Source organism: Paenibacillus sp. A3 (assembly GCF_001399685.1).
Classification (GTDB): domain Bacteria; phylum Bacillota; class Bacilli; order Paenibacillales; family NBRC-103111; genus Paenibacillus_G.
On sequence record NZ_JTHN01000029.1, the window covers coordinates 1 to 21,169 of the forward strand.

Genomic DNA, 21,169 nt, shown 5'->3' on the forward strand with positions numbered 1-21,169 from the left:
GGTATAGTTGTGCGCGTGCGGCTGGTATTCGCCGGAAAAGTTCAAGTCGATATCGGGAACTTTGTCGCCCTTGAAGCCGAGGAACGTTTCGAACGGAATGTCCTGACCTTCGCCTTTCAGCTTTTCTCCGCAGTTCGGGCAGTTTTTGTCCGGGAGGTCGAAGCCGCTGGGGATCGATCCGTCGAGAATCCATTCGCTGTGCTTGCACGATTTGCAAATGTAATGCGGCGGCAGCGGATTAACCTCGGAAATGCCGAGGAACGTCGCTACGACCGAGGAACCGACCGAGCCCCGCGAACCGACGAGATAGCCGTCGGCGTTCGACTTCTTTACGAGGCGCTCGGAGATCAGATAGTTGGCCGAGAAACCATATTTGATAATCGGCACAAGCTCCTTCTCCAGACGCGCTACAATAACCTCCGGCAGCGGGTCACCGTAAATCTGCTTTGCCGTATCGTAGCAGGTGTTGCGGATTTCATCGTCCGCCCCTTCGAGAATCGGCGTGAACAGCTTGGTCGGAAACAGCTCCAATTCCTCGAACCGGTCGGCAAGCTCCGACGTATTTTTTACGACGACCTCGTAAGCCGTTTCTTTGCCCAAATATTCAAACTCTGCAAGCATTTCCTTCGTTGTGCGAAGGTGGACGTCCGGCTTGCGGATATCCTTAAGCGGGCTGAAGCCGGTAATCCCGTGAATGGTGATGTCACGGTATATTTTTTCCCGCGGATGCAGATAATGCACGTTGCCCGTCGCAATAACAGGCTTGCCGAGCTTGCGGCCGATTTGGACAATTTTGCGATTGGCATCCTCAAGCTGTGCCGGGCTTCCGACCAAGCCTTTGTCCACCAAGTGCATATTAACGCCAATCGGCTGAATTTCAAGCACGTCGTAAAATTCTGCGACCATTTCCGCTTCTTCAACCGATTTGTTCAGCACCGTTTCGTAAAACTCGCCCTTTTCGCAGCCCGAAGCAATGATCAAGCCTTCGCGCATTTCCTGCAGCTTGCTCTTCGGAATGCAGGCCACCCGATGAAAATACTCCGTATGCGAAAGAGATACAAGGCTGAACAGATTTTTTTTGCCGACCATATCTTTGGCGTAAATGCAGCAATGGAATGGCCGCTGCGTTTTAAGGTTTTTGCCGACCTCGTCGTTCAAACGCGACAGCTGCTTATAGCCGCGGTCCCCTGCTTCTTTCAACAGGTGAAAAAGTACGTGGCCAAGCGCAATCGAGTCGTCAATCGCCCGGTGATGGTTGTCCAAGCTGACTTTGAACTTATCAGATAGCGTGTTCAGCCGGTGGTTTTTAAGCGTCGGGAAGAGCAGCCGGGCGAGCTCAAGCGTATCCAACACGGGATTGGTCACTTCGGGCAAACCGAGCCGTTTGCAGTTCGCTTGAATGAACCCGATATCGAATCGCGCATTGTGCGCTACCAGAACACTGTCTCCTACGAACTCGATAAACTTGGGCAGCATCTGCTCCAGCTCGGGCGCACCCTTGACCATGTCGTCCGTAATGTTGGTGAGCTGCTGAATGTTATATGGAATCCGCTCATGCGGATCGATAAACGTGGCAAAGCGGTCGATTTCTTTACCGTCCTTCATGCGGACGCCCGCAAGTTCGATAATTTTGTTGCTGGTGACAGACAAGCCTGTAGTCTCGATGTCGAAAATAACATACTCCGCATCGGTGAGGTTTATGTCCGTCGGGTTCATAACGACCTGTACGGAATCGTCAACGACGTTGGCTTCCAAACCGTAAATAACCTTGATCCCGTTTTTCTTTGCGGCCTTATACGCCTCCGGGAAGCATTGAATACCGCTGTGGTCGGTCACCGCAATCGCTTTATGGCCCCATTTGGCTGCGGTTTTGATGTATTGGTCGACCGGTGTGATCCCGTCCATTGTGGACATTGCGGTATGAAGGTGAAACTCCACCCGCTTCTCTTCCGCATCGTCCTTCCGGTCCGGCGGTGCGACGATTTCATTGACGTCGGAAGGAATCATCACAAGTTCGGGGATCTGCATAAACCGGTCGTACTCGACCCGGCCGCGCAGCTTCAACCACTTGCCGTTCGTGATCAGGCTGTAAATTTTAACATCTTCTTTCGTTTTGGCAAACGCCTTGACCATGATCGAATCCGAAAAGTCGGTGACATTGAACATGAACAGCGTGCTGCCATTCTTAAGCTCTTTCGTGTCCAGGCCGAAGACCGTACCTTGTACCGTAACTTTCTTCTCTTCGTCCCTGACGTCCTGCAGCGGAACGGCCGGATCTTTAATATCGTAACCGACCATCAGCTTCAGTTCCGCATCCTGCTGCGCGTCCGCTTCGTTCTCCGCCTCCACGGCCGTCAAGATATTGATCGTCACTTCTTTCTCTTCCTGCTCGATCTGCTTCGAGAATCTCTCCAGTTCTTCTTCCCGAGAATCGCTGACCGCATACTTTACATGAAAATCGACGCCGAAAAATCCGCTGAAATATCGTTGAATCAGTCCGCCGATATTTTTTTTCTTAGCCAATTCCAAGCCGATCGTGTCCAACAAATAAAGCGTAAGCACGTTCCCGTTCGTTTCAATTTTGGCCTTGGTCATCCAGCCGTTAATCGATGCCGCTTCCCGCTGTACCCATTCGAGAAACATGCTCCAGTATTCGTGCGCCACTTCTTCCGGCTTCACATCCGGCGTGTATTGGAGCACGAAACGAATGGCAGCGATGTGCGAGAATTTGTCCCGGATCATTTTGCAGAAGGAACGGTAAATATCTTGCGGCACCACTTGAGTTTTGACGATATGAAACGTCCATTCCCTGTTTTTGCGGCTCGTTTCCACTTTATCGATATACCCGTCCGAAAAAAAAGACCGAACCACGTCCGCCGGTACACTGGCCTGCTGCATCAGCATTTCAAAGCGGTCCCGTTTCAGCGCCGTACTGTCATTGCTCATGGTGCTCCTCCCCCCGTAAAACGATGAAAGGGGCAAAAGGAGTGTTGCTTTCCCGTTGCCCCTTATGTAAAAGGTTAGGCGTTTGTTTAGCTAAGTGGAAAGTTTGTTTCTACCGGCCGAGCGGAAAAGTATTGCCACTCCACCGCTCTTGAAATCAAGTTGCCCTATCTTATAAAAACCTGCAAGGTAGCAACTTGATTTCAAAGGCGGCCGTTTCACTTTCCGTGGCAACACTTTTCCTAGGGCTGTAAGAACAATGCTTTTCAATCAAAAGCAAAACCAAACTCCTAATTACATGGCGTTAGTAGAAAAGATCGTGTTAATACGATTTGCCGAAGACGACCGTGTGCTTGGCGTCTTCGCCGCAGACGAGACATTTCGGCTTGGATACGCCCGGCTCGAACGGAATGTTGCGGCTCGTTGCGCCGGTCTCTTCTTTGACCTGCGCTTCGCAGGCTGCGGAGCCGCACCAGCCCGACAATGCGAAGCCGCGTTGTTGCTCGAGGAACGATTTCAGCTCGTCCACCGTACCTGCTTCCGTCATGCTTTCGTCACGGAACCGCTTGGCTCGATCATACATTTCCTGCTGTGTTTCCGTCAACAATTTTTGCACTTCTTCTACAAATTGGTCCTGCTGGACGACACGCTTCTCTCCGGTAATCCGGGATACCAAGACTACTTGCCCGTTTTCCATATCCCGCGGTCCCAGCTCAACGCGGACCGGTACGCCGCGCATTTCGTATTCGTTAAATTTCCAGCCCGGGCTTTGGTCCGGACGATCGTCCACTTTCGCGCGTACGCCAGCCTGCTTCAACTGGGCATACAGCTCGTCGACGCGGCCGACAACCTGCTCTCTCGTCTTCGGAGGGCCGATCGGAATCATGATGACTTGCGTCGGCGCGATCTTCGGCGGCAATGCCAATCCGCGGTCGTCGCCGTGGACCATGATCAAAGCTCCGATGAGACGGGTACTTACGCCCCAGGAAGTCGTATGGCAGAATTGATGCTGGTTCTCGCGGTCCAAATATTTGATATCGAACGCCACGGCGAAGTTCGTGCCCAAATAGTGGGAAGTCCCCGCTTGTACCGCTTTGCCGTCCTTCATCATCGCTTCGATGGAATACGTATCGACGGCGCCCGCGAACTTCTCGGAAGGCGTTTTCTGGCCCATGATAACCGGAATCGCTAAGAACTCTTCGGCAAAAGAACGATAAATTTCCAACATCTGCATCGTTTCTTTGCGCGCATCGGCTTCGTCCTCATGAGCCGTATGGCCTTCCTGCCATAAAAATTCGCTCGTACGCAAGAACGGCAGCGTCCGTTTTTCCCAACGGACCACGTTGGCCCACTGGTTGATCAAGAGCGGCAGGTCGCGGTAGGAATTAATCCACTCCGCGTACATATGACCGATCATCGTCTCGGACGTCGGGCGAATCGCCAGCCGCTCTTCGAGCTTCTCGCCGCCTGCTTCGGTTACCCACGGCAGCTCCGGGTTGAATCCTTCCACGTGCTCTTTTTCTTTTTGGAAAAAGCTCTCGGGAATGAACAGCGGGAAATAAGCATTGCGGTGTCCCGTTTCCTTAAACCGGCGGTCCAGCTCCCGCTGAATATTTTCCCAAAGCTCGTACCCGTCCGGTTTAAATACGATGCATCCCCGGACCGGCGAGTAGCTCATGAGATCGGCTTTTTTAATGACATCAATATACCAGCGGGAGAAATCCTCGCCCTGCGGCGTAATCTCTTTTACAAACTGTTTGTCTTGCTTTTGGTTCGACATCGTTCTGTTATCCCCCTACGGACGGCAATTCGTTATCCTTTAATCAAACGTAATATATCGTTATAAGTGACGGCTATCATAAGCAGCATTAGCATCGCAAAGCCGACAAAATGCACCATGCTTTCTCGGCTCGGATCGACGGGCTTGCCGCGGAGCGCCTCCAGCAGCAAAAACACCAGTCGGCTTCCGTCCAGCGCGGGAATCGGCAGCAGATTGAACAGTCCCAAATAAAGACTCATAATAGCCATCCACGAGATGTATTGGGCAAACCCTGCGCTAGCCTGCTCGCTTGTAAATTCGACAATCCTTACCGGACCGCCCAAATCGTCCATTTTCACTTGAAGCGTCGCCAGCTTGCCGAAGCCGTCCATGATGATGGTCGTGGCGGAAACAAGGCTGTTCCAACCTCCGGTAAATCCTTCCAGTACCGTGGCAGGCCGCGTTTCGGTCAGGAGCGAGACGCCGACGCGAATCACGCCGTCCTTGTCCATGAGCGGAGTCACTTCTTTACGGATCTGCTCCTTGTTGCGCTCAATGATCCAGACCATCGGTTTATTCGGAGATTGTTGAATCAAGTTCGTCAGCTTGCTGCGGTCGGAGCCGATTTGCACATGATCCACCTGAAGTATAATATCGCCGGATTGCAGTCCCGCTTTCTCCGCAGCGGAAGCCGGAACGGTTTCCTGAATTTTTACCCGGTTGGGCACTCCTGCGACGAACACAAAGGTGATAAAGAGCGCCAACGCAAGAATAAAATTCATCAGCGGTCCGGCAAAGATAGCCATCGCGCGCTGCCCTACCGTCTTGCTCCCGAACTGGCGGTCCCACGGGGCAATCTGGGTCTCTTTTTCCTTGGACACCATCATCGCCTGAGGATGAATCGAATAACGTTCGATTTCCCCGTCGACATCCAGGCGGACGAACAAATCTTTCTCCAGATCAATCTGCTCGACAACGCCTTCAATCGCATCCCGGCGGCTTTCGAACTCGTTCAAGTAGATGTGCGTAACCTGATTGTCGTCCAACTGCACGGCGATCCGCTGGCCTTGGTTGATTTGAACGATTTCCGGATCTTCTCCTGCCATTCGGACAAAGCCGCCGATCGGAAGAAGTCTGAGCGTATACCGGGTTTCCCCGCGCTTGAAGGAGAGCAGCTTGGGACCGAAGCCGATCGCGAATTCGCGAACAAGAATGCCCGCTCGCTTGGCAAAGTAAAAATGTCCCCACTCGTGAATCGTGACTAGAACAAAAAACAAAAGAACAATTTGAAATACGTTCTGGATGTTAGCCAATGGGTGTACGGCCTCCTTAAGTCGCAAATGTTCATATCCAAGTTATGGGCAAATGTTATTGGCTGCATGAAAAATCGTCCGAAGCCTTCCTTTAAGATTAACATTAATCCCAAAGGGAATACAAGCCGGGACTCATGATATGAACATATGAGCGGCTTCGCCGAAAGATGCCCTGGCGTCGCATCTTCAAACGGCCCATTTTAGTCCAAGCTCCGCGCCTCTTCCCTGGCCCACCGATCGATCTCCAGAATGGAGGACAAATCCGGGGCCGGGACTGGGGAATGCTTGTCCATTACCTTGGCAATCACCTCTTCGATAGCCAGGAATGAAATTTCCCCTTTTAAGAACCGTTCGACCGCAACTTCGTTTGCCGCATTGTACACGGTGGGCATGGAGCCGCCCGTCCGCCCGCTTTCATACGCCATCCGTAGACACGGATACCGTTCGAAATCCATCTCGCGAAACTGCAGCTTTCCGACATCGGATAAACGCAAACGTTCCGAAGGCGTCGCCATCCGGTCCGGATAAGTCAGCGCGTACTGAATCGGAACCCGCATATCCGGCATCCCCAATTGAGCGATGATGCTGTAGTCTACATACTCGACGAATGAATGGATAATGCTTTCGGGATGAATCAGTACTTCAATCTGGTCGTACGGCAAACCGAACAGCCAGTGGGCTTCGATCACTTCCAGCCCTTTGTTCGCCATCGTCGCCGAATCGATCGTGATTTTCGCGCCCATCGACCAATTCGGATGCTTGAGCGCATCTTCAACCGTTACATCAGCAAGCTCTTCCCGGGTGCGGTCGCGAAACGATCCCCCGGAAGCGGTTAGCGTAATTTTATGTATACGGTCCCGTGATTCTCCGTTCAAGCATTGGAATATAGCGGAATGCTCGCTATCGACCGGAAGCAAAGCGACGCCGCGGCGCTGCGCCAATTCCGTCACGAGATGGCCTGCGCTCACCAACGTCTCTTTGTTGGCAAGACCGATATGCTTGCCCGCGTCGATGGCGGCCAGCGTCGGCTTAAGTCCTTGGCTGCCGACAATCGCGGTGACGACTAGCTCGGCATCGGTGCCTGCCGCAATTTCGTGCAGCCCCTCTTCACCGTATAGCACCTGAACGTTCGATTTCGTTGCCGCACGCAACTGCTCCGCCGCTTCCTTCGTCGCAACGGATACTTTGCGGGGACGAAAGCGCTCGATTTGCTCCAGCAGGAGCGGGATATTATAACCGCCGGCGAGCCCTTCCACCTCGAAACGTTCCGGGTAATGCGATATGACATCCAAGGTCTGGGTTCCAACGGAACCGGTCGCCCCCAGAATACTGACTTTTTTCACCAACGTTCACCTCGGGGCAATAGTTATACGTGCGGGAGCAGAGCCACTAAATGGAGGAAGGGAAACACGATCAGCCAGCTGTCGGTCCGATCAAGCACGCCGCCATGTCCCGGCAGGATCGTTCCCGTATCCTTGATTCCCTTCACCCGCTTATAAGCGGATTGAATCAAGTCGCCCATCTGACCGACAATCGCAATAACGAGGCCGATCCAAATCGCTTGCGCAAAGTCAAGCAGGTCCGGACGGTACCAAGCAAAGCCGAGTGCAACGACAACGGACAACGCCGTGCCGCCGATAGCTCCCTCGACGGATTTTTTCGGACTAATGGTAGGCCAGAGCGGTGTTTTTCCAATCATCGATCCGGTAAAATATGCGCCGGAATCCGTTGACCAAATGCACAAAAATACGAGCAGCGTCCAATAAAGCCCATTCTCGGACAGCCAGCGCGTCTCCACCATGTAATGAAAGCCGATACCGACGTACACCATGCCCAAAAATGCCGTAGTCACATGATCGATCGTAATTTTGTTCTTCGAAATAACGGTAACGGCCAGAAGAACAAACAAGAACAACCAAATCAAACGCTCTAGCGATATCCCTGCTTCTTGCCACGGTATGACAAGGCCAATCACTCCTAGAGAGCCTAAAATCGAGATCGTTTTGTTCTTGTTAAGACCGTTCATCCGTAAAAACTCGTCGTATCCAATCAGCGACAAGGCCAGGATTAACCCGGCAAACCAATAGCCTCCCAAATACAACAGGATGAAAAAGGCGATCCCTGCCACGACTCCTGTGACAATTCGCTGCTTCAAATCGATTCCTCCATCGTTTATGCTGGCAGTCGGACATAAGCCAACTGCCCCTACCTGTTGTCAACAGCCGCTATAAACCGCCGTATCTCCTGGCGCGGCGCTGGTATTCCCCGATAGCGTCGTAGAAATGCGGCTCTGTAAATTCAGGCCAGCACAAATCCGTAAAATAAAGCTCCGAATAGGCTAACTGCCAGAGCATAAAGTTGCTGATCCGAAGCTCTCCGCTGGTGCGTATCAGAAGATCGGGGTCCGGGAGCGGATCGGTTAACAAATATTTGGAGAAAAGCGCCTCGTCCACTTCGTCCGCGGCCACTTTATTTTCTTTCATATCCTGAGCGAGCCGCTGAATACCCTTCAGCATTTCCTTGCGGCTCCCATAATTAAGCGCAAAGTTCAAAATGAGGCCGGTATTATGCTTCGTTTGATCGATCGCATCCTGAACCGCTTTCAGCGTAAAGTCAGGCAGATCTTCCTGCCAGCCCGTCATACGGATCTGGACATTATTTGCAATAAGCTCGTCGATTTCTTTCGGAAAAAATTCCATCGGCAGCTTCATCAAGTAGTCGACTTCTTCCTTCGGTCTCTTCCAATTTTCCGTGGAAAAAGCATACATGGTCAGCACCTTCACACCGATGCTGTTTGCGGCCATCGTAATTTTTTTTACGTTTTTCATACCTGAATGGTGGCCTGCCACCCGCGGCAGTCCCCGCTTTTGTGCCCATCGGCCATTACCGTCCATGATGACGGCCACATGGTTCGGAATGTTGTCCGCATCCAGCTTGAGAGCGGCTTGCTCTCCTTCCGGCTTGCTTCCAAACCATTTTTTGAATGACATCATGTCTGAATCCCCCATCAGGAAAGACTAAAAGCCCCCTCGAATAAGGGGGTCTTTACCGGTTACACTTCCATGATTTCTTTTTCTTTGGCAGCCAATACTTTGTCGACTTCCGCGATATGCTTGTCCGTAAACTTCTGGATGTCGTCCTGATGACGACGGGACTCGTCTTCCGAAATACCCGTCTTCTCCAGTTTTTTGATATCGTCGTTCGCGTCGCGGCGGATGTTGCGGATCGCCACTTTCGCTTCTTCGCCGAACTTGCGCGTCATTTTGACGAGCTCGGAACGGCGTTCTTCCGTCAAAGCCGGAATGACGATACGGATCGCGCTGCCGTCGTTGGATGGCGTCAATCCGAGATCGGATTTCATAATCGCTTTTTCGATAGCGGCAACCGAGCTTTTGTCCCACGGCTGAATCATCAGCGTGCGGGAATCCGGCGTATTGATGTTCGCCAGCTGGTTGACCGGTGTCATAGAACCGTAGTATTCGACTTGAACGCGATCCAGCAGGGCAGGAGTCGCACGCCCCGCACGAAGCGAAGCCAGCTCCTTCTTCAGCGCGCCGATCGCTTTCTCCATGCGTTCTTCCGCACTTTTTTTAATGGATTGCGGCATAGATTACACACTCCCTTTTACGATCGTGCCGATCTTCTCCCCAACTACGACGCGCTTGATATTGCCGCTTTCCGTAATCGAGAAGACGACCAGCGGAATATTGTTGTCCATGCATAAGGAGGATGCGGTCGAGTCCATAACGCCAAGGTTTTTGTTAAGCACTTCGAGGTAGGTCAGCGTTTCGAATTTTTGCGCGGTGGCGTCTTTGAACGGATCGGCGGTGTAGACGCCGTCGACTTTGTTCTTCGCCATCAAGATCACTTCCGCTTCGATTTCGGCTGCTCTCAGCGCCGCGGTCGTATCCGTCGAGAAATACGGATTGCCCGTTCCTGCCGCAAAAATGACAACCCTGCCCTTTTCCAAGTGCCGGATCGCTCTTCTGCGGATGTACGGTTCTGCAACCTGCTGCATCGTGATGGACGTTTGTACTCGTGTCGGTACGCCGATCGTTTCCAGCGCATCCTGCAGCGCCAGCGAGTTCATCACCGTAGCCAGCATACCCATGTAGTCTGCGGTTGCCCGGTCAATGCCTTTTGCGCTTCCGGCAATGCCGCGCCAGATGTTGCCGCCGCCAACGACGATGGCGACTTCCACCTGAAGATCCACTACTTCCTTCACCTGCTGGGCGATGGACGAAATCATCTCGGAGTCGATGCCGTAACCTTGTTGTCCGGCTAACGCTTCTCCGCTTAATTTCAAAATGACTCTTTTATAAATCGGACGTTCCAAGCTCCAACCCCTCCATTTCGATCAGACCGCTAAAGCTTTCTTTTAAAAAACAAGGAACACAGCGTGTTCCTCGTTACCTTGCATTTATCTTGTTGAATTACAGTTTAACTTGGGACATAACTTCTTCAGCGAAGTTTTCTTGTTTCTTCTCCAGGCCTTCTCCGAGCTCGAAACGAACGAAGCGGCGGATCGACAAGTTTTCGCCGATCGTTGCGATGTTTTCTTTCAATACTTCTTCTACGGTTTTGTCCGGGTCTTTAACGAAAGGCTGCTCAAGCAGGCAGTATTCCTCGTAGTATTTCGCCAGACGGCCTTCGACGATTTTCTCGACGATTTTTTCCGGCTTGCCTTCGTTCAGCGCTTGGTTCGTCAAGATTTCGCGCTCTTTGTCCAGCGCTTCTTGCGGAACTTCGTCACGGCGAAGGAATTTCGGGTTGGAAGCTGCGATGTGCAGAGCAACGTCGCGTACAAACGTTCTAAACTGCTCGTTTTTCGCCACGAAGTCAGTTTCGCTGTTTACTTCAACCAATACGCCGATTTTGCCGCCAGCGTGAATGTAGGACTCGATCATGCCTTCCGTTGCGACGCGGCCTGCTTTGTTGGCCGCTGCGGAAAGACCTTTTTCACGCAAAATTTCAGCAGCTTTTGTCAAGTCGCCGTTTGCTTCTTCCAATGCTTTTTTACAATCGAGCATGCCTGCTCCTGTTTTTTCGCGCAATTCTTTTACTGCTGCTGCACTAACTGCCATGATTTGGCCTCCTTGGAATGTAATATGTATTCCCAAAAAAAGGGCGGTGAAAGGATTTTGCACCTTTAAACCACCCTTTCTCGTATTCAATGCATTAAGCTGAAGTCTCTTCGCCTTGGTGAGCTTCGATAACCGCGTCAGCAATTTTAGCCGTCAGCAATTTCACGGCACGGATCGCGTCGTCGTTACCCGGGATCACGTAGTCGATTTCGTCCGGATCGCAGTTCGTGTCTACGATACCAACGATCGGAATACCAAGCTTGCGTGCTTCCGCAACGGCGATGCGCTCTTTGCGCGGGTCGATGACGAACAGTGCGCTCGGCAGACCTTTCATATGGGAGATACCGCCCAAGAATTTCTCAAGACGATCTTTTTCTTTGCGAAGAATGATAACTTCTTTTTTCGGCAGCACTTCGAACGTGCCGTCTTGCTCCCATTTTTCCAGCTCGTGCAAACGGTTGATCCGTTTTTGGATTGTTTGGAAGTTAGTCAGCGTACCGCCGAGCCAACGTTGGTTGATGTAGTACATTCCGCAACGCTCAGCTTCTTCTTTAACCGAATCTTGAGCTTGCTTTTTCGTACCTACGAACAAGATCGTGCCGTTCTCTGCGGCTACGGACTTGACGAAGTTGTAAGCTTCCTCAACTTTTTTGACCGTTTTTTGCAGGTCGATGATGTAAATTCCGTTTCTTTCGGTGAAGATGTATCGATCCATTTTCGGGTTCCAACGACGGGTTTGGTGACCGAAGTGTACCCCAGCTTCGAGCAGCTGTTTCATGGAGATAACTGCCATCCTCACGCACCTCCTCTAAATTGGTTTTTTGTGGTTTCCTCCGCCGATCGCATCTCCCGGTAAAACTCCTTGACCAAGACGCTTAAGAAAGCATCTGTTGAAGCCAGTGGGAGCACCATTACCGGAATTAACCGACGTGTGGTTTTTAACACCGAAAATTACTATACCATAACTGACAACCGTATGCAACACCTGCGGCAGTCCGACGAAAAAAGACAAATTCAGACCCCAACTGCCCGAGTCTGACCTTTTTATTGTGTCGTTAAGTTGGCAATGACTTGCGTCAGCTCGAGAGGCCCCTTAAATACATGTAGGCCCGAGATGATTTTGTCGTTCATCTGCTTTTGCTTCATCGTATCTACGAAGGCGTTCCGGTCGGCAATAACGCCGCTCTGCTGCAGCAAATCGGCAACTTGGGCCGCAGTCATGCCTTTGGAGACATAAATGTACGTTTCCTTATCGGGCGCGGCAGACTGCGGCTGTGCGGCTTGCTTGTCCCTCTCTTCTTTCAGCTTCTGCGCGATCAAGGCATCGACCTGCGGCTGGTCGTACAGCTTTTGACTTTTGTCGTACACATTAAAATAGGTAGAAGCAACTTCCTTAAGCCGGACGCGATCCATCTCCTCGGGCGCCTGTCCTGCCGCGGGCTGCTTGGAAGCGGCGCTGCTCGACGGAGCAACCGCATTCATCAGCTGAAGCAGAATGGCACCCAAAATCAAACCGATGCCGAGCCCGTACAGAAGCGATTTGTTCTTAAGCATTCGACCGTTCCTCCTGTTTGGCAAGCTGCAGGATCAGACTGATTTCCCCTTTGTTCATACCCAGCTTCTTGGCGATATAGTCCGTCGATTTGCCGGACTCGTACAATTCGAACAGCTCGCCGTAACGCACCTTCATATTCATCGCAGCTTTGTTCGCTGCTTCCGGCTGCGGGTCGGGTGCGGCAGGTTCCGTATAAGCCGCCGGCGATACCGCGGCCCCGGCGCTCGCTCCCAACGACTCTCCCGGCTTCGACGCTTCCGCTTGAAGGGATAGACGCCGCTGCTCTTCCGAGAACGTCAGTCTGTTCAGTTCGTGCCGCAGCTCCTGACATTGCTTTTCAAGCGTTTCCACACGCAAGGTCAGTTTAGCCGCCTGCTCCTCGTAAGTTTGTTTCGTCCCGGAGAACATCTCGATCAGCGCTTTGTTCTGCTCCTCAAGCTCCATAGCCAAGTGATCCATCGCCTGCTCCATCTCTTTTACGATGGCGCCGTCGGACTTGGCAGTTCCTTCCGATTTTCGCGGGATAATCTTTGCATAGACCACGATTAGAAGCCCGACCAGCACGATGTATACCCAAGGTTGGTCCAATTGCATTCACCTAGTTTCACAACAAAATAGTTATAAGGTCAAGTCGATATGATGCCCCTTGAACGGATGCTCCGGTCCGGTGCCGCCCTGCGCCTGTTTGGCTTCCTCGGCCGACTTCTTGGCCCCTCCGCCCCCTCGGGAGTCCCGTTCTCCCGAACGGCCCGACTGATCGTCTTTGATCGAAGCTTGACCGGTTTCCTCCGTCTTGGCGCTGATCTGACGCTCTTTTATCGTCGTCTTCTCGTTGGAGCTGTTCAGCATGGCCTGGTCTTCCACTCGCTTTTGCACCATTTGATGCTGCTTCAGACCGGCTTCGTCGTTCTTATGAAGCGCAAACTGCATTTCAACCGGTTTCATGCTCACCGGCATACCCTCCTTCGAGCTGTACGCGTACGTCAGCCTTTATACGATAGGAAGCATCGCGATATCTCCGTCGATCAATTGAAACCTAACGCGGGGAGAAGTATCTTTAATGAATTTGGTATATCGGCCGATCACGATTTTCGTTCCGCTGTAGGCGTTGGCCATGACTTCGACCTTTGCTTTTTCCGAGTCCTCAAGCGATCTCTCAATTTCCAACATTCGCTCTCTGGAGCTCGCAATTTCTTCCGTAACCTGTTTCTTGGTATGGTTCAGCTTAACCCGCATCGCCACTTTGTCCGGCCCAAGCTGTCCCGCGGCTGCCAATTGGTCGAGCAGCACAAGCGCCTTATCCGTCTTATCCAGGTTCTCGCTCAAAGCTCTTTGCTGGATGCGAAGCTGCTGAAGCTCGTTGCGGAGCTCCGGCAGGACCCCGACTTCGATGACTGTAGCGGTCGACATGGAGTTGCCGATCGTCCGGGCAATGACCGCGTCGCCCGCTTGAATCATTCCTCCGACAATCAGTCCCTTGGTGCCTTTGCATACAACTTGATTGCCGGCGCGTACCTGCGAGTGCATAATGCTCTGGCTGACCAGCACTTCTTCTCCCGCTGCGACGTTGGCATCCTGGATGAAAGAGCTTTTTACCCGTTTTCCGGCACGAATCGTTCCTTTGTTATGCCCAAGGATTCCCGCGCTGATCTCGATGGAGCCGGCTGCCTCCAACTCTGCGGCGTCCACACTGCCCGTAATGCGGATATCTCCCGCCGCTTTGATGCGAAAGCCCGGCAGCACGTTGCCGCGGATGACGACGGACCCGACAAAATCAATATTTCCGACATTATAGTCGACATCCCCGTTCACTTCAAAGATCGGAAACACATTGATTTTATCCCGGTCCGTCTTGGTGACCATTCCGTCAATGGCTGCATAAATGGCCGTCTGCTCCGGATCGGTCACGACATTTTTGCCGAGCTTGAGGCGCGCATCCTTCCCGTCCTTCGCAAAAAGCGTTTCCCCGGTTACCGCACGTCCCGGGACACCTAAGGCGGCCGGAATTTTTTGGGCGATCAATTGTCCCTTTTTCACATTATGGATCGTTGTCACTTCTTTATAATCGACCTTGCCGTCCTCCAGCTCGGCCGGGCGTTTGGATTTGTCGTCCAAATCGTACATCATCTGGACACGCCCGTCCTGACCGTTGTTCGGCGCATCGCCTTTGGCGATCACCGTCTGAGAGAAGAAGAAAGCCTTCGGATCGTCTACGATCGCGGCGATTTTCTCCTCATCTATGCCGTATACGATGTGATATGAGGCAATCAATTCCATAAGCTGTCCTTTGTTAACGCGGAACGAATCCTCGCAATTCGCAAACTTGAGGTAAGCGAACAGCTTGTCGTCGGACAACGAAATATCCATATAATAGCTGAGCGGCATCGCCAGATCGGCCATCATTCTCCCCACTTTCCGACCACTTAGTCATAAAATAGCTGCGACTTATGACGGCTCAAAGAACCTTTTAACCGCAGAATCGCTTTTGAGTGCAGCTGTGATATTCTGGATGGGGAAAGATTCATGACTTCGGCGATCTCGCTTAAAGACAATTCTTCGTAATAAAAGAGGGATACGACGGTCCGCTCTTTTTCCGTCAATCGTTCGATAGCTTTAGCTAATGTTTCTTTTAAGTAGACTTCATTTACTTTGGATTCCGGACTTTTCGCCTTTTCGTCAATTAACAAAGAAAGCCGCGTCTCCGAATCTTCCTCCCGGATAGGATCGTCGATCGAACAGACGGTCGTCACTGCGATCTCCTGTACCATCTGTTGAAACTCCTGCTCGCTGACATCCAGATAAGAGCTGATTTCGCTATCGGTTACGGAACGCAAGTATTGCTGTTCGAGCTTTTGATAAGCGTCCTCGATCTTCTTGGCCTTCTCCCTCACGGAACGGGGAACCCAATCGCCTTGACGGAGCCCGTCGATCATCGCTCCGCGAATGCGCCAGGAGGCATACGTTTCAAATTGCAGTCCCCGCTCGTAGTCGAACTTTTCGATGGCATCGATCAAGCCCATAATACCGCAGCTGGATAAATCTTCTTTCGAAACGTTTTTTGGCAGACCTATGGAAAGACGACCCGAAACGTAATCCACGAGCGGCAAATACGTTTCGATAAGCGCCTGCTTCGCTTTCAATTGTCTGTCTTCTCTCCATTGCTTCCAAACATCGATATTCGCCAAATGGGATTTTTGCGCGATCATGACAGATGGTCACCATCCTTATTCTTCAGACATTCGGCGAACCGCCTGTGCCAATTCGTCAGGACTCCCTTGTATCTTCGTTGAGAGCTTCGGTGGATTCAGCGGGGAAAAATCGGTCTCCGCGGCGTCCTTCAGACCCGGCGACGGTTTCAGCATCTGATGCAGCTCCGCATCCTGATCGGGCGTTACAACATCGACCGCCGTTCCTTTAAGCTCATCCTCTTCTTCCGAATGCTCAGGAATCGGAGCGCCCGCCAATCCGGCAACCGTGCCAAGCAACCAACGGAACAAAAATACGATTACAAACATCAGGACAAAGCTGTAGAAGCTGCGAATCAAGGTAGTCAGCCAAATATTGTCGGTTATCGACAATGCAAAGGTAATGACGAATGCCGCGGCTCCTACGATAAAGTTCCAACGTATCGATCCGATCATAGGTTTACAATTCCTTCACTCCGTGTTGTACGCTGCGAATCATGAGCATACCGGATTCGCAGTCGAATTCGATGGTTCGCCCGTAATTGCCGCCGGTATCTTCGGCAATAATCGGGATTTGGTAACGGCTGAGCATTTCCTTGCAGGACTCGACATTCCGCGGTCCGATCCGCATCGTGTCCGATTGGGAACCGAATGCGAACATTTGTGCTCCACCGGCCATTTTGGCAACCATGCGCTTCACTTGAGCCCCAAGATCCTCCATCAGGCGAATCATTTCGGGGATTGCCGTATCTGCATATTTCGCGATGTTCAGCTTTCCTTCTCTGGCAATATCCGAGGTCGGCAGCATGACGTGGGCCATTCCGGCTACTTTGGCCTTGGCATCGAACAAGGTAACACCCACGCAGGAACCGAGCCCCGTCGTCTTGAGCACACCGGTCAAGTGAGCGACGTTCAGGTCGGCCATTCCTACTTTAATCAGATTGTCTTGGATCATGGAGTATGCACTCCCAAAGCAACGAAAATACGTTCGAAGGACTCCGGATCCGGAATGAGGAAGAAATGCCCTTCCACCTCGTCGCTTCCATCCAGAAACTTCGTGTCGATCAAGAGCGCCTGGTCTCCCATTTGGCCGAATTGGAGCAGGCCGTAGCTCAGAATCGCTCCCGCCATATCAATCGCAAGCGAAGGAACAGTCGGCTGCATGTTCAGCTGTGTGAAATCCGCCAGGGACGACAAGTACGAGCCCGCCAAAATGTTGCCGATCTCGTTGAGCGCGGACAACTCCATTTCGGAGTACTCTTCGCCTTCCACCCCGTCCATTCCGACCAAGTTGCGAAGAAGCTTCTTGGCCGACTCGAACTTCAGAATAAAGAATAAATTTCCCGGCGTTTCCCCTTCGACCCTCAGAAATATAGCGATAACGGCTTCCTCGGCTCCTCCTACGCTGTCCGCGATTTCCTCGAAAGGAACCATTCGCACTTTGGGCACAAGCATATCCACAGGCTTATCGAGCAGCTGCGAGAGCGCAGTAGCCGCATGTCCGGCACCGATATTTCCGACTTCCTTCAGCACATCCATTTGAAAATCGGCAAAAGAATTAAATGCTTCCACTAGGCCTACTCCTCTACATTCTCCAGTTGAACGATCTCGCTCTTGGTCAATACTTCCTTCAGGTTCAGCAGCACAAGCAATCGGCTTTCGCCTACTTTGGCAATCCCGTGAAGGTACTTAGCCTTAATGCCGCCTACGATTTCCGGCGGATCGTCGATATGATCCGAATCCACATCGATGACATCGTTGGCCGAATCGACAATCAGGCCGACTTCGATGTCGCCGACGGCAACGATAATGATCCGCGAGTTGTCGGTATACTCGGTCTCCGGAAATCCGAAGCGGCCGCGCAAATCGATGACGGGGGTAACAACGCCGCGCAAATTGATGACGCCTTTGACAAATTCAGGCGTTTTCGGAACTCGGGTCATCGGCTGCATCCGTTCAATGGTGCGGACCTTCTCGACCTCTACCCCGTATTCTTCCTTTCCTAAAGTAAACACAATGACTTTCAATTCTTCTCCCATGCTCGCAGCCTCCTTAAGTTATCGCGTGAATGTAGCCGTCTTTGCGTCCCGCTATTTAATCAAGGCATTCGTATCGATAATTAACGCGACTTGTCCGTCTCCCAGAATGGTTGCGCCGGAAACCGCAAACAGCTTGGTCAAATATTTGCCGAGCGTCTTCAGCACGATTTCCTGCTGGCCGATAAATTCGTCGACGACGAGCGCCGCCATTTTGTCGCCTTTGCGTATGATGACCACTTGCGTTTCGTTCTCGGAAATGTTCGTTCCTCCCGGCACATCGAACAGATCGGCCAAGGATACGAGCGGGATAACCCCGGTACGGTACTCGACCATGCGATTGCCGTGAACCGAGCGAATCTGTTCTTTACGGACAGCCATCGTTTCCACAATGGAAGAAAGCGGAATAGCGTACTTCTCGTTATTGAGCCGGATCAGCATCGCCGAGATAATCGACAGCGTCAGCGGCAGCTGAACGGAAAATTTAGAGCCTTTCCCCCATTCCGAATCAACTTGGACTTGTCCGCCGAGACTTTGAATCTTCGTCTTCACGACATCAAGTCCGACCCCGCGGCCGGAAATATCCGATATTTTATCCGCCGTGCTGAAGCCGGAAGCAAAAATCAACTGATTGACCTCGTCATCCGTAATGCGCTCGGCTTGTTCCTTGGTCAATACGTTGTTTTCCAGAGCTTTTTTCAACACTTTGTCCCGGTTGATGCCGCGTCCGTCTTCCTCGATCTCGATAAACACATGGTTTCCGCTATGATACGCGCGCAGATGAATCGTTCCGGTCTCAGGCTTTCCGAGGGCAACGCGGTCGGCAGCCGGCTCCACGCCATGGTCGACGGCATTCCGGAGCAAGTGCACCAACGGATCGCCGATTTCGTCGATGACCGTCCGGTCCAATTCGGTATCGGCGCCGGTGATGATCAGATCTACCTTTTTGTCCAGCGTCTTCGCGACATCCCGGATCATACGCGGGAAACGGTTAAAGACGGTATCGATCGGCACCATGCGCAGCTTCAGTACGATATTTTGCAAATCGCTGCTGACCCTGGACATATGCTCGACGGTTTCCGTCAGTTCGCTGCGGCGAATTTCGCTGGCAAGCTGCTCCAACCGTACCCGGTCGATCAGCAGCTCGCTGAACAGGTTCATCAGCGTATCGAGCCGCTCGATGTCGACGCGGATCGTGCGTCCGGCTACAGGGGCACCTCCTGCGGCAGGTGCTTTTTTGGCTTCCTGCTTCGGCGCTTCCTGCGTCGATGCGGCGGCTGTCTCGGCTTGTGCCTGCGCTTGTGCGGCCGCTGCATTCGACCCGGAAGGCGGAGTCATGAGCTCCGTCAGCTTGGCCTGATCCAAAACGATGACGTCTACTTTATCGATTTCGGACACGCTCGCGACTTGCTTTTGCAGCTCGTCGGTGTCAATTTGGGATATGTAATAAACGACGAACGATTGATCGAATCGCTCCTGCTCGATATCTTCAACGGAAGGGTTGGACTTGATGACCTCTCCGTTCTGTTCAAGCACGTTGAATACCATATAAGCGCGCGCCGCTTTTAACACGCAATCTTGTCGAACCGTTACTTCGAGGCGAAGTACGGGAATGCCCGCTTCGATGGACTGCTGAAGAATCGAATATTGAAATTCGTCAAGCTCTCCCCCGGCGACGGTTGTCTGCACCGCTTTGGCCGTCGCGCCTCCGGCTGCGCCACCCTTGGTGTAATCGCCGGAAACGATGGACTTGAGCGCGGCAACGATTTCGGTTACGTCCGCTTGGCCTGTGCCGCCCTGAATGATGTCCTCCACCATGGATTCCAAGGAATCCAGACTTTTGAACAGGCAGTCGAAAATAAACGAATCCATCTTCAGCTTATGGTTGCGGACGAGGTCCAGCACATTCTCCATCTCGTGAGTCAGCGACGCCAGATCCTCGAATCCCATCGTCGCCGACATTCCTTTCAACGTATGTGCCGACCGAAAAATATTTTGCACGATCGTGATGTCTTCCGGGCTGCTCTCCAGACTGAGCATCTGTTCGTTCATCGCTTGCAAGTGATCTCTCGACTCATCGATAAACATCGAGAGGTATTGATTCATTTCCATATCTACACCTCCATCAGAGTAATTGTTCTATCAAAGCTTACCCGGAAGTCAGGGCTCGCGGGCGACGGCTTGTACCAGCTTCGCGGTAATTTCTTGCTGGGGGAGCACATGCGTTACGCAATTCAGCTCCACCGCCGCACGGGGCATCCCGTAAACGATGCAGGTGTCCTCCGATTCGGCGATCGTCGTTACGGCTCCGGATTGCTTCAGCGCCAGCATCCCTTTGGCTCCGTCGGAGCCCATACCGGTCATAAGTACGATGTGGCGTTTAAGCTCCCTCATCGGCAGCAGCGATTCGAAAAGCACGTCGACCGACGGCCGGTGTCCGCCGCGCGGATCTTCTTTTGTCAGATGGATCTTGTAAGAATGGTTCCCATTGCGGGCTACGGTCATATGATAGCCGCCAGGAGCGACATAAGCGGTGCCGCTCTCCAGAATCATGCCGGCTTCCGCCTCAACCACCCGCAGCCTTGAAACGGAATCGAGCCGCTGCGCCAGCGACTTGGTAAAGTTAGGAGGCATATGCTGGACGATAACGACCGGAGCGGGAAAGTGCTCCGGGAAATCGGACAACACCTGGTGCAGCGCCCGAGGCCCCCCGGTCGAGGTGCCGATGGCGACGATATGTTCGAATCCTGCCGTACCTGTAGCGGGGCGCCGTTCCATTCTTGGGGCCGGTTCCGAGAACGGCCGCGGATCTTTCGGCATCTCCGGCGCTTTCAGCGACGGCCTGCTCAACGCGGAACGCGACAGCTTGCGCATGTTCGTTTTTACCGCGATGTGCAGTTTTTCGAGCAGCAGTTGCTTGACTTTATGCAAATCGAGTGAAATCGAACCCGACGGTTTTCCGACGAAATCGACAGCCCCCCATTCGAGCGCTTTGATGGTCTCCGCCGCGCCTTCTTGGGTCAGACTGCTTAACATGATGACCGGAACCGGGTGCTCATTCATGATCGCGCGAAGCGCATCCAACCCGTTCATTTCCGGCATCTCAATATCCATGGTGACAGCATGGGGATTCAATTTTTTGACCAGCTCGACGGCTTCCTTGCCGTTTTTTGCGGTTCCTACTACCCGCAGCGCCGGGTCCCCCGATATAAGGTCGGTGATGATTTTTCTCATAAAAACCGAATCATCCACCACGAGCACATCATAAGGCTGCATACGTTTCACTCCTCTGCG

At 52.4% G+C, this 21,169-nt stretch carries 21 protein-coding genes; all 21 read right to left on the reverse strand.

Annotated features, from left to right (window positions below):
• A partial coding sequence (locus QJ48_RS03665; RefSeq protein ID WP_054972301.1) for a PolC-type DNA polymerase III occupies window positions 1-2,946 on the reverse strand: 2,946 nt, incomplete at its 3' end.
• A gap of 319 nt (window positions 2,947-3,265) precedes the next feature.
• Window positions 3,266-4,723 carry a proline--tRNA ligase gene (gene proS / locus QJ48_RS03670; protein ID WP_054972302.1) on the reverse strand — a complete coding sequence of 486 codons (1,458 nt, stop codon included), beginning with the start codon at window positions 4,721-4,723 and terminating at the stop codon, window positions 3,266-3,268.
• A gap of 32 nt (window positions 4,724-4,755) precedes the next feature.
• Complete coding sequence (rseP, locus tag QJ48_RS03675) at window positions 4,756-6,015, reverse strand: RIP metalloprotease RseP (protein WP_054972303.1); 1,260 nt, start codon at window positions 6,013-6,015, stop codon at window positions 4,756-4,758.
• 200 nt (window positions 6,016-6,215) lie between these two features.
• The gene (locus tag QJ48_RS03680; RefSeq protein WP_082420326.1) at window positions 6,216-7,358 is read right to left on the reverse strand and encodes a 1-deoxy-D-xylulose-5-phosphate reductoisomerase; all 1,143 of its coding nucleotides are present in this window, start codon (window positions 7,356-7,358) and stop codon (window positions 6,216-6,218) included.
• A gap of 23 nt (window positions 7,359-7,381) precedes the next feature.
• Window positions 7,382-8,170 (reverse strand): phosphatidate cytidylyltransferase, encoded by a 789-nt coding sequence (locus QJ48_RS03685; RefSeq protein WP_054972305.1) that lies wholly within the window; start codon window positions 8,168-8,170, stop codon window positions 7,382-7,384.
• A gap of 70 nt (window positions 8,171-8,240) precedes the next feature.
• Window positions 8,241-9,008: an isoprenyl transferase gene (locus QJ48_RS03690; protein WP_054972306.1), complete on the reverse strand. Its 768-nt coding sequence runs from the start codon at window positions 9,006-9,008 to the stop codon at window positions 8,241-8,243.
• Window positions 9,009-9,067: 59 nt separating this feature from the next.
• A complete protein-coding gene (gene frr, locus QJ48_RS03695) occupies window positions 9,068-9,622 on the reverse strand; it encodes a ribosome recycling factor (RefSeq protein ID WP_054972307.1) in 555 nt (184 codons plus the stop codon).
• A gap of 3 nt (window positions 9,623-9,625) precedes the next feature.
• Window positions 9,626-10,351, reverse strand: coding sequence for a UMP kinase (gene pyrH / locus QJ48_RS03700; protein ID WP_010491262.1), 726 nt, complete (start codon window positions 10,349-10,351; stop codon window positions 9,626-9,628).
• A gap of 97 nt (window positions 10,352-10,448) precedes the next feature.
• Window positions 10,449-11,099 (reverse strand): translation elongation factor Ts, encoded by a 651-nt coding sequence (gene tsf, locus QJ48_RS03705; protein ID WP_054972308.1) that lies wholly within the window; start codon window positions 11,097-11,099, stop codon window positions 10,449-10,451.
• A gap of 94 nt (window positions 11,100-11,193) precedes the next feature.
• A complete protein-coding gene (gene rpsB, locus QJ48_RS03710; protein ID WP_025850723.1) occupies window positions 11,194-11,892 on the reverse strand; it encodes a 30S ribosomal protein S2 in 699 nt (232 codons plus the stop codon).
• Window positions 11,893-12,143: 251 nt separating this feature from the next.
• Entirely contained in the window at window positions 12,144-12,653 is a 510-nt protein-coding gene (locus tag QJ48_RS03715; RefSeq protein ID WP_054972309.1) for a hypothetical protein, read from the reverse strand.
• Window positions 12,646-13,242 (reverse strand): hypothetical protein, encoded by a 597-nt coding sequence (locus QJ48_RS03720; protein ID WP_054972310.1) that lies wholly within the window; start codon window positions 13,240-13,242, stop codon window positions 12,646-12,648. Before QJ48_RS03720 ends, QJ48_RS03715 begins: the two co-directional genes overlap by 8 nt.
• Before the next feature lie 30 nt (window positions 13,243-13,272).
• Window positions 13,273-13,605 carry a hypothetical protein gene (locus QJ48_RS03725; protein WP_054972311.1) on the reverse strand — a complete coding sequence of 111 codons (333 nt, stop codon included), beginning with the start codon at window positions 13,603-13,605 and terminating at the stop codon, window positions 13,273-13,275.
• A gap of 39 nt (window positions 13,606-13,644) precedes the next feature.
• A complete protein-coding gene (locus QJ48_RS03730) occupies window positions 13,645-15,054 on the reverse strand; it encodes a DUF342 domain-containing protein (RefSeq protein WP_054972312.1) in 1,410 nt (469 codons plus the stop codon).
• A gap of 23 nt (window positions 15,055-15,077) precedes the next feature.
• Window positions 15,078-15,860 (reverse strand): FliA/WhiG family RNA polymerase sigma factor, encoded by a 783-nt coding sequence (locus QJ48_RS03735; protein ID WP_054972313.1) that lies wholly within the window; start codon window positions 15,858-15,860, stop codon window positions 15,078-15,080.
• A gap of 18 nt (window positions 15,861-15,878) precedes the next feature.
• Window positions 15,879-16,295 carry a hypothetical protein gene (locus tag QJ48_RS03740; RefSeq protein WP_054972314.1) on the reverse strand — a complete coding sequence of 139 codons (417 nt, stop codon included), beginning with the start codon at window positions 16,293-16,295 and terminating at the stop codon, window positions 15,879-15,881.
• 4 nt (window positions 16,296-16,299) lie between these two features.
• Window positions 16,300-16,794 carry a chemotaxis protein CheD gene (locus QJ48_RS03745; RefSeq protein WP_054972315.1) on the reverse strand — a complete coding sequence of 165 codons (495 nt, stop codon included), beginning with the start codon at window positions 16,792-16,794 and terminating at the stop codon, window positions 16,300-16,302.
• Window positions 16,791-17,411, reverse strand: coding sequence for a chemotaxis protein CheC (locus QJ48_RS03750; RefSeq protein ID WP_054972316.1), 621 nt, complete (start codon window positions 17,409-17,411; stop codon window positions 16,791-16,793). Before QJ48_RS03750 ends, QJ48_RS03745 begins: the two co-directional genes overlap by 4 nt.
• A 5-nt stretch (window positions 17,412-17,416) precedes the next feature.
• On the reverse strand, window positions 17,417-17,878 hold the full coding sequence (locus tag QJ48_RS03755; protein WP_036676403.1) for a chemotaxis protein CheW: 462 nt from the start codon (window positions 17,876-17,878) through the stop codon (window positions 17,417-17,419).
• A 51-nt stretch (window positions 17,879-17,929) separates the two neighbouring features.
• Complete coding sequence (locus QJ48_RS03760) at window positions 17,930-19,987, reverse strand: chemotaxis protein CheA (RefSeq protein WP_054972317.1); 2,058 nt, start codon at window positions 19,985-19,987, stop codon at window positions 17,930-17,932.
• Window positions 19,988-20,035: 48 nt separating this feature from the next.
• Window positions 20,036-21,151, reverse strand: a complete 1,116-nt coding sequence (locus tag QJ48_RS03765; protein WP_054972318.1) for a chemotaxis response regulator protein-glutamate methylesterase — start codon at window positions 21,149-21,151, stop codon at window positions 20,036-20,038.
• Between the last annotated feature and the right edge of the window lie 18 nt (window positions 21,152-21,169).

What these genes read in the sequence shown, in the direction of transcription:
- proS (WP_054972302.1), bottom strand. Translation starts at nt 4,723, where the DNA reads ATGTCGAACCAAAAGCAAGACAAACAGTTTGTAAAAGAGATTACGCCG.
- QJ48_RS03690 (WP_054972306.1), bottom strand. Translation starts at nt 9,008, where the DNA reads ATGATGTCATTCAAAAAATGGTTTGGAAGCAAGCCGGAAGGAGAGCAA.
- frr (WP_054972307.1), bottom strand. Translation starts at nt 9,622, where the DNA reads ATGCCGCAATCCATTAAAAAAAGTGCGGAAGAACGCATGGAGAAAGCG.
- tsf (WP_054972308.1), bottom strand. Translation starts at nt 11,099, where the DNA reads ATGGCAGTTAGTGCAGCAGCAGTAAAAGAATTGCGCGAAAAAACAGGA.
- rpsB (WP_025850723.1), bottom strand. Translation starts at nt 11,892, where the DNA reads ATGGCAGTTATCTCCATGAAACAGCTGCTCGAAGCTGGGGTACACTTC.
- QJ48_RS03715 (WP_054972309.1), bottom strand. Translation starts at nt 12,653, where the DNA reads ATGCTTAAGAACAAATCGCTTCTGTACGGGCTCGGCATCGGTTTGATT.
- QJ48_RS03730 (WP_054972312.1), bottom strand. Translation starts at nt 15,054, where the DNA reads ATGGCCGATCTGGCGATGCCGCTCAGCTATTATATGGATATTTCGTTG.
- QJ48_RS03735 (WP_054972313.1), bottom strand. Translation starts at nt 15,860, where the DNA reads ATGATCGCGCAAAAATCCCATTTGGCGAATATCGATGTTTGGAAGCAA.
- QJ48_RS03740 (WP_054972314.1), bottom strand. Translation starts at nt 16,295, where the DNA reads ATGATCGGATCGATACGTTGGAACTTTATCGTAGGAGCCGCGGCATTC.
- QJ48_RS03745 (WP_054972315.1), bottom strand. Translation starts at nt 16,794, where the DNA reads ATGATCCAAGACAATCTGATTAAAGTAGGAATGGCCGACCTGAACGTC.
- QJ48_RS03755 (WP_036676403.1), bottom strand. Translation starts at nt 17,878, where the DNA reads ATGGGAGAAGAATTGAAAGTCATTGTGTTTACTTTAGGAAAGGAAGAA.
- QJ48_RS03760 (WP_054972317.1), bottom strand. Translation starts at nt 19,987, where the DNA reads ATGGAAATGAATCAATACCTCTCGATGTTTATCGATGAGTCGAGAGAT.
- QJ48_RS03765 (WP_054972318.1), bottom strand. Translation starts at nt 21,151, where the DNA reads ATGCAGCCTTATGATGTGCTCGTGGTGGATGATTCGGTTTTTATGAGA.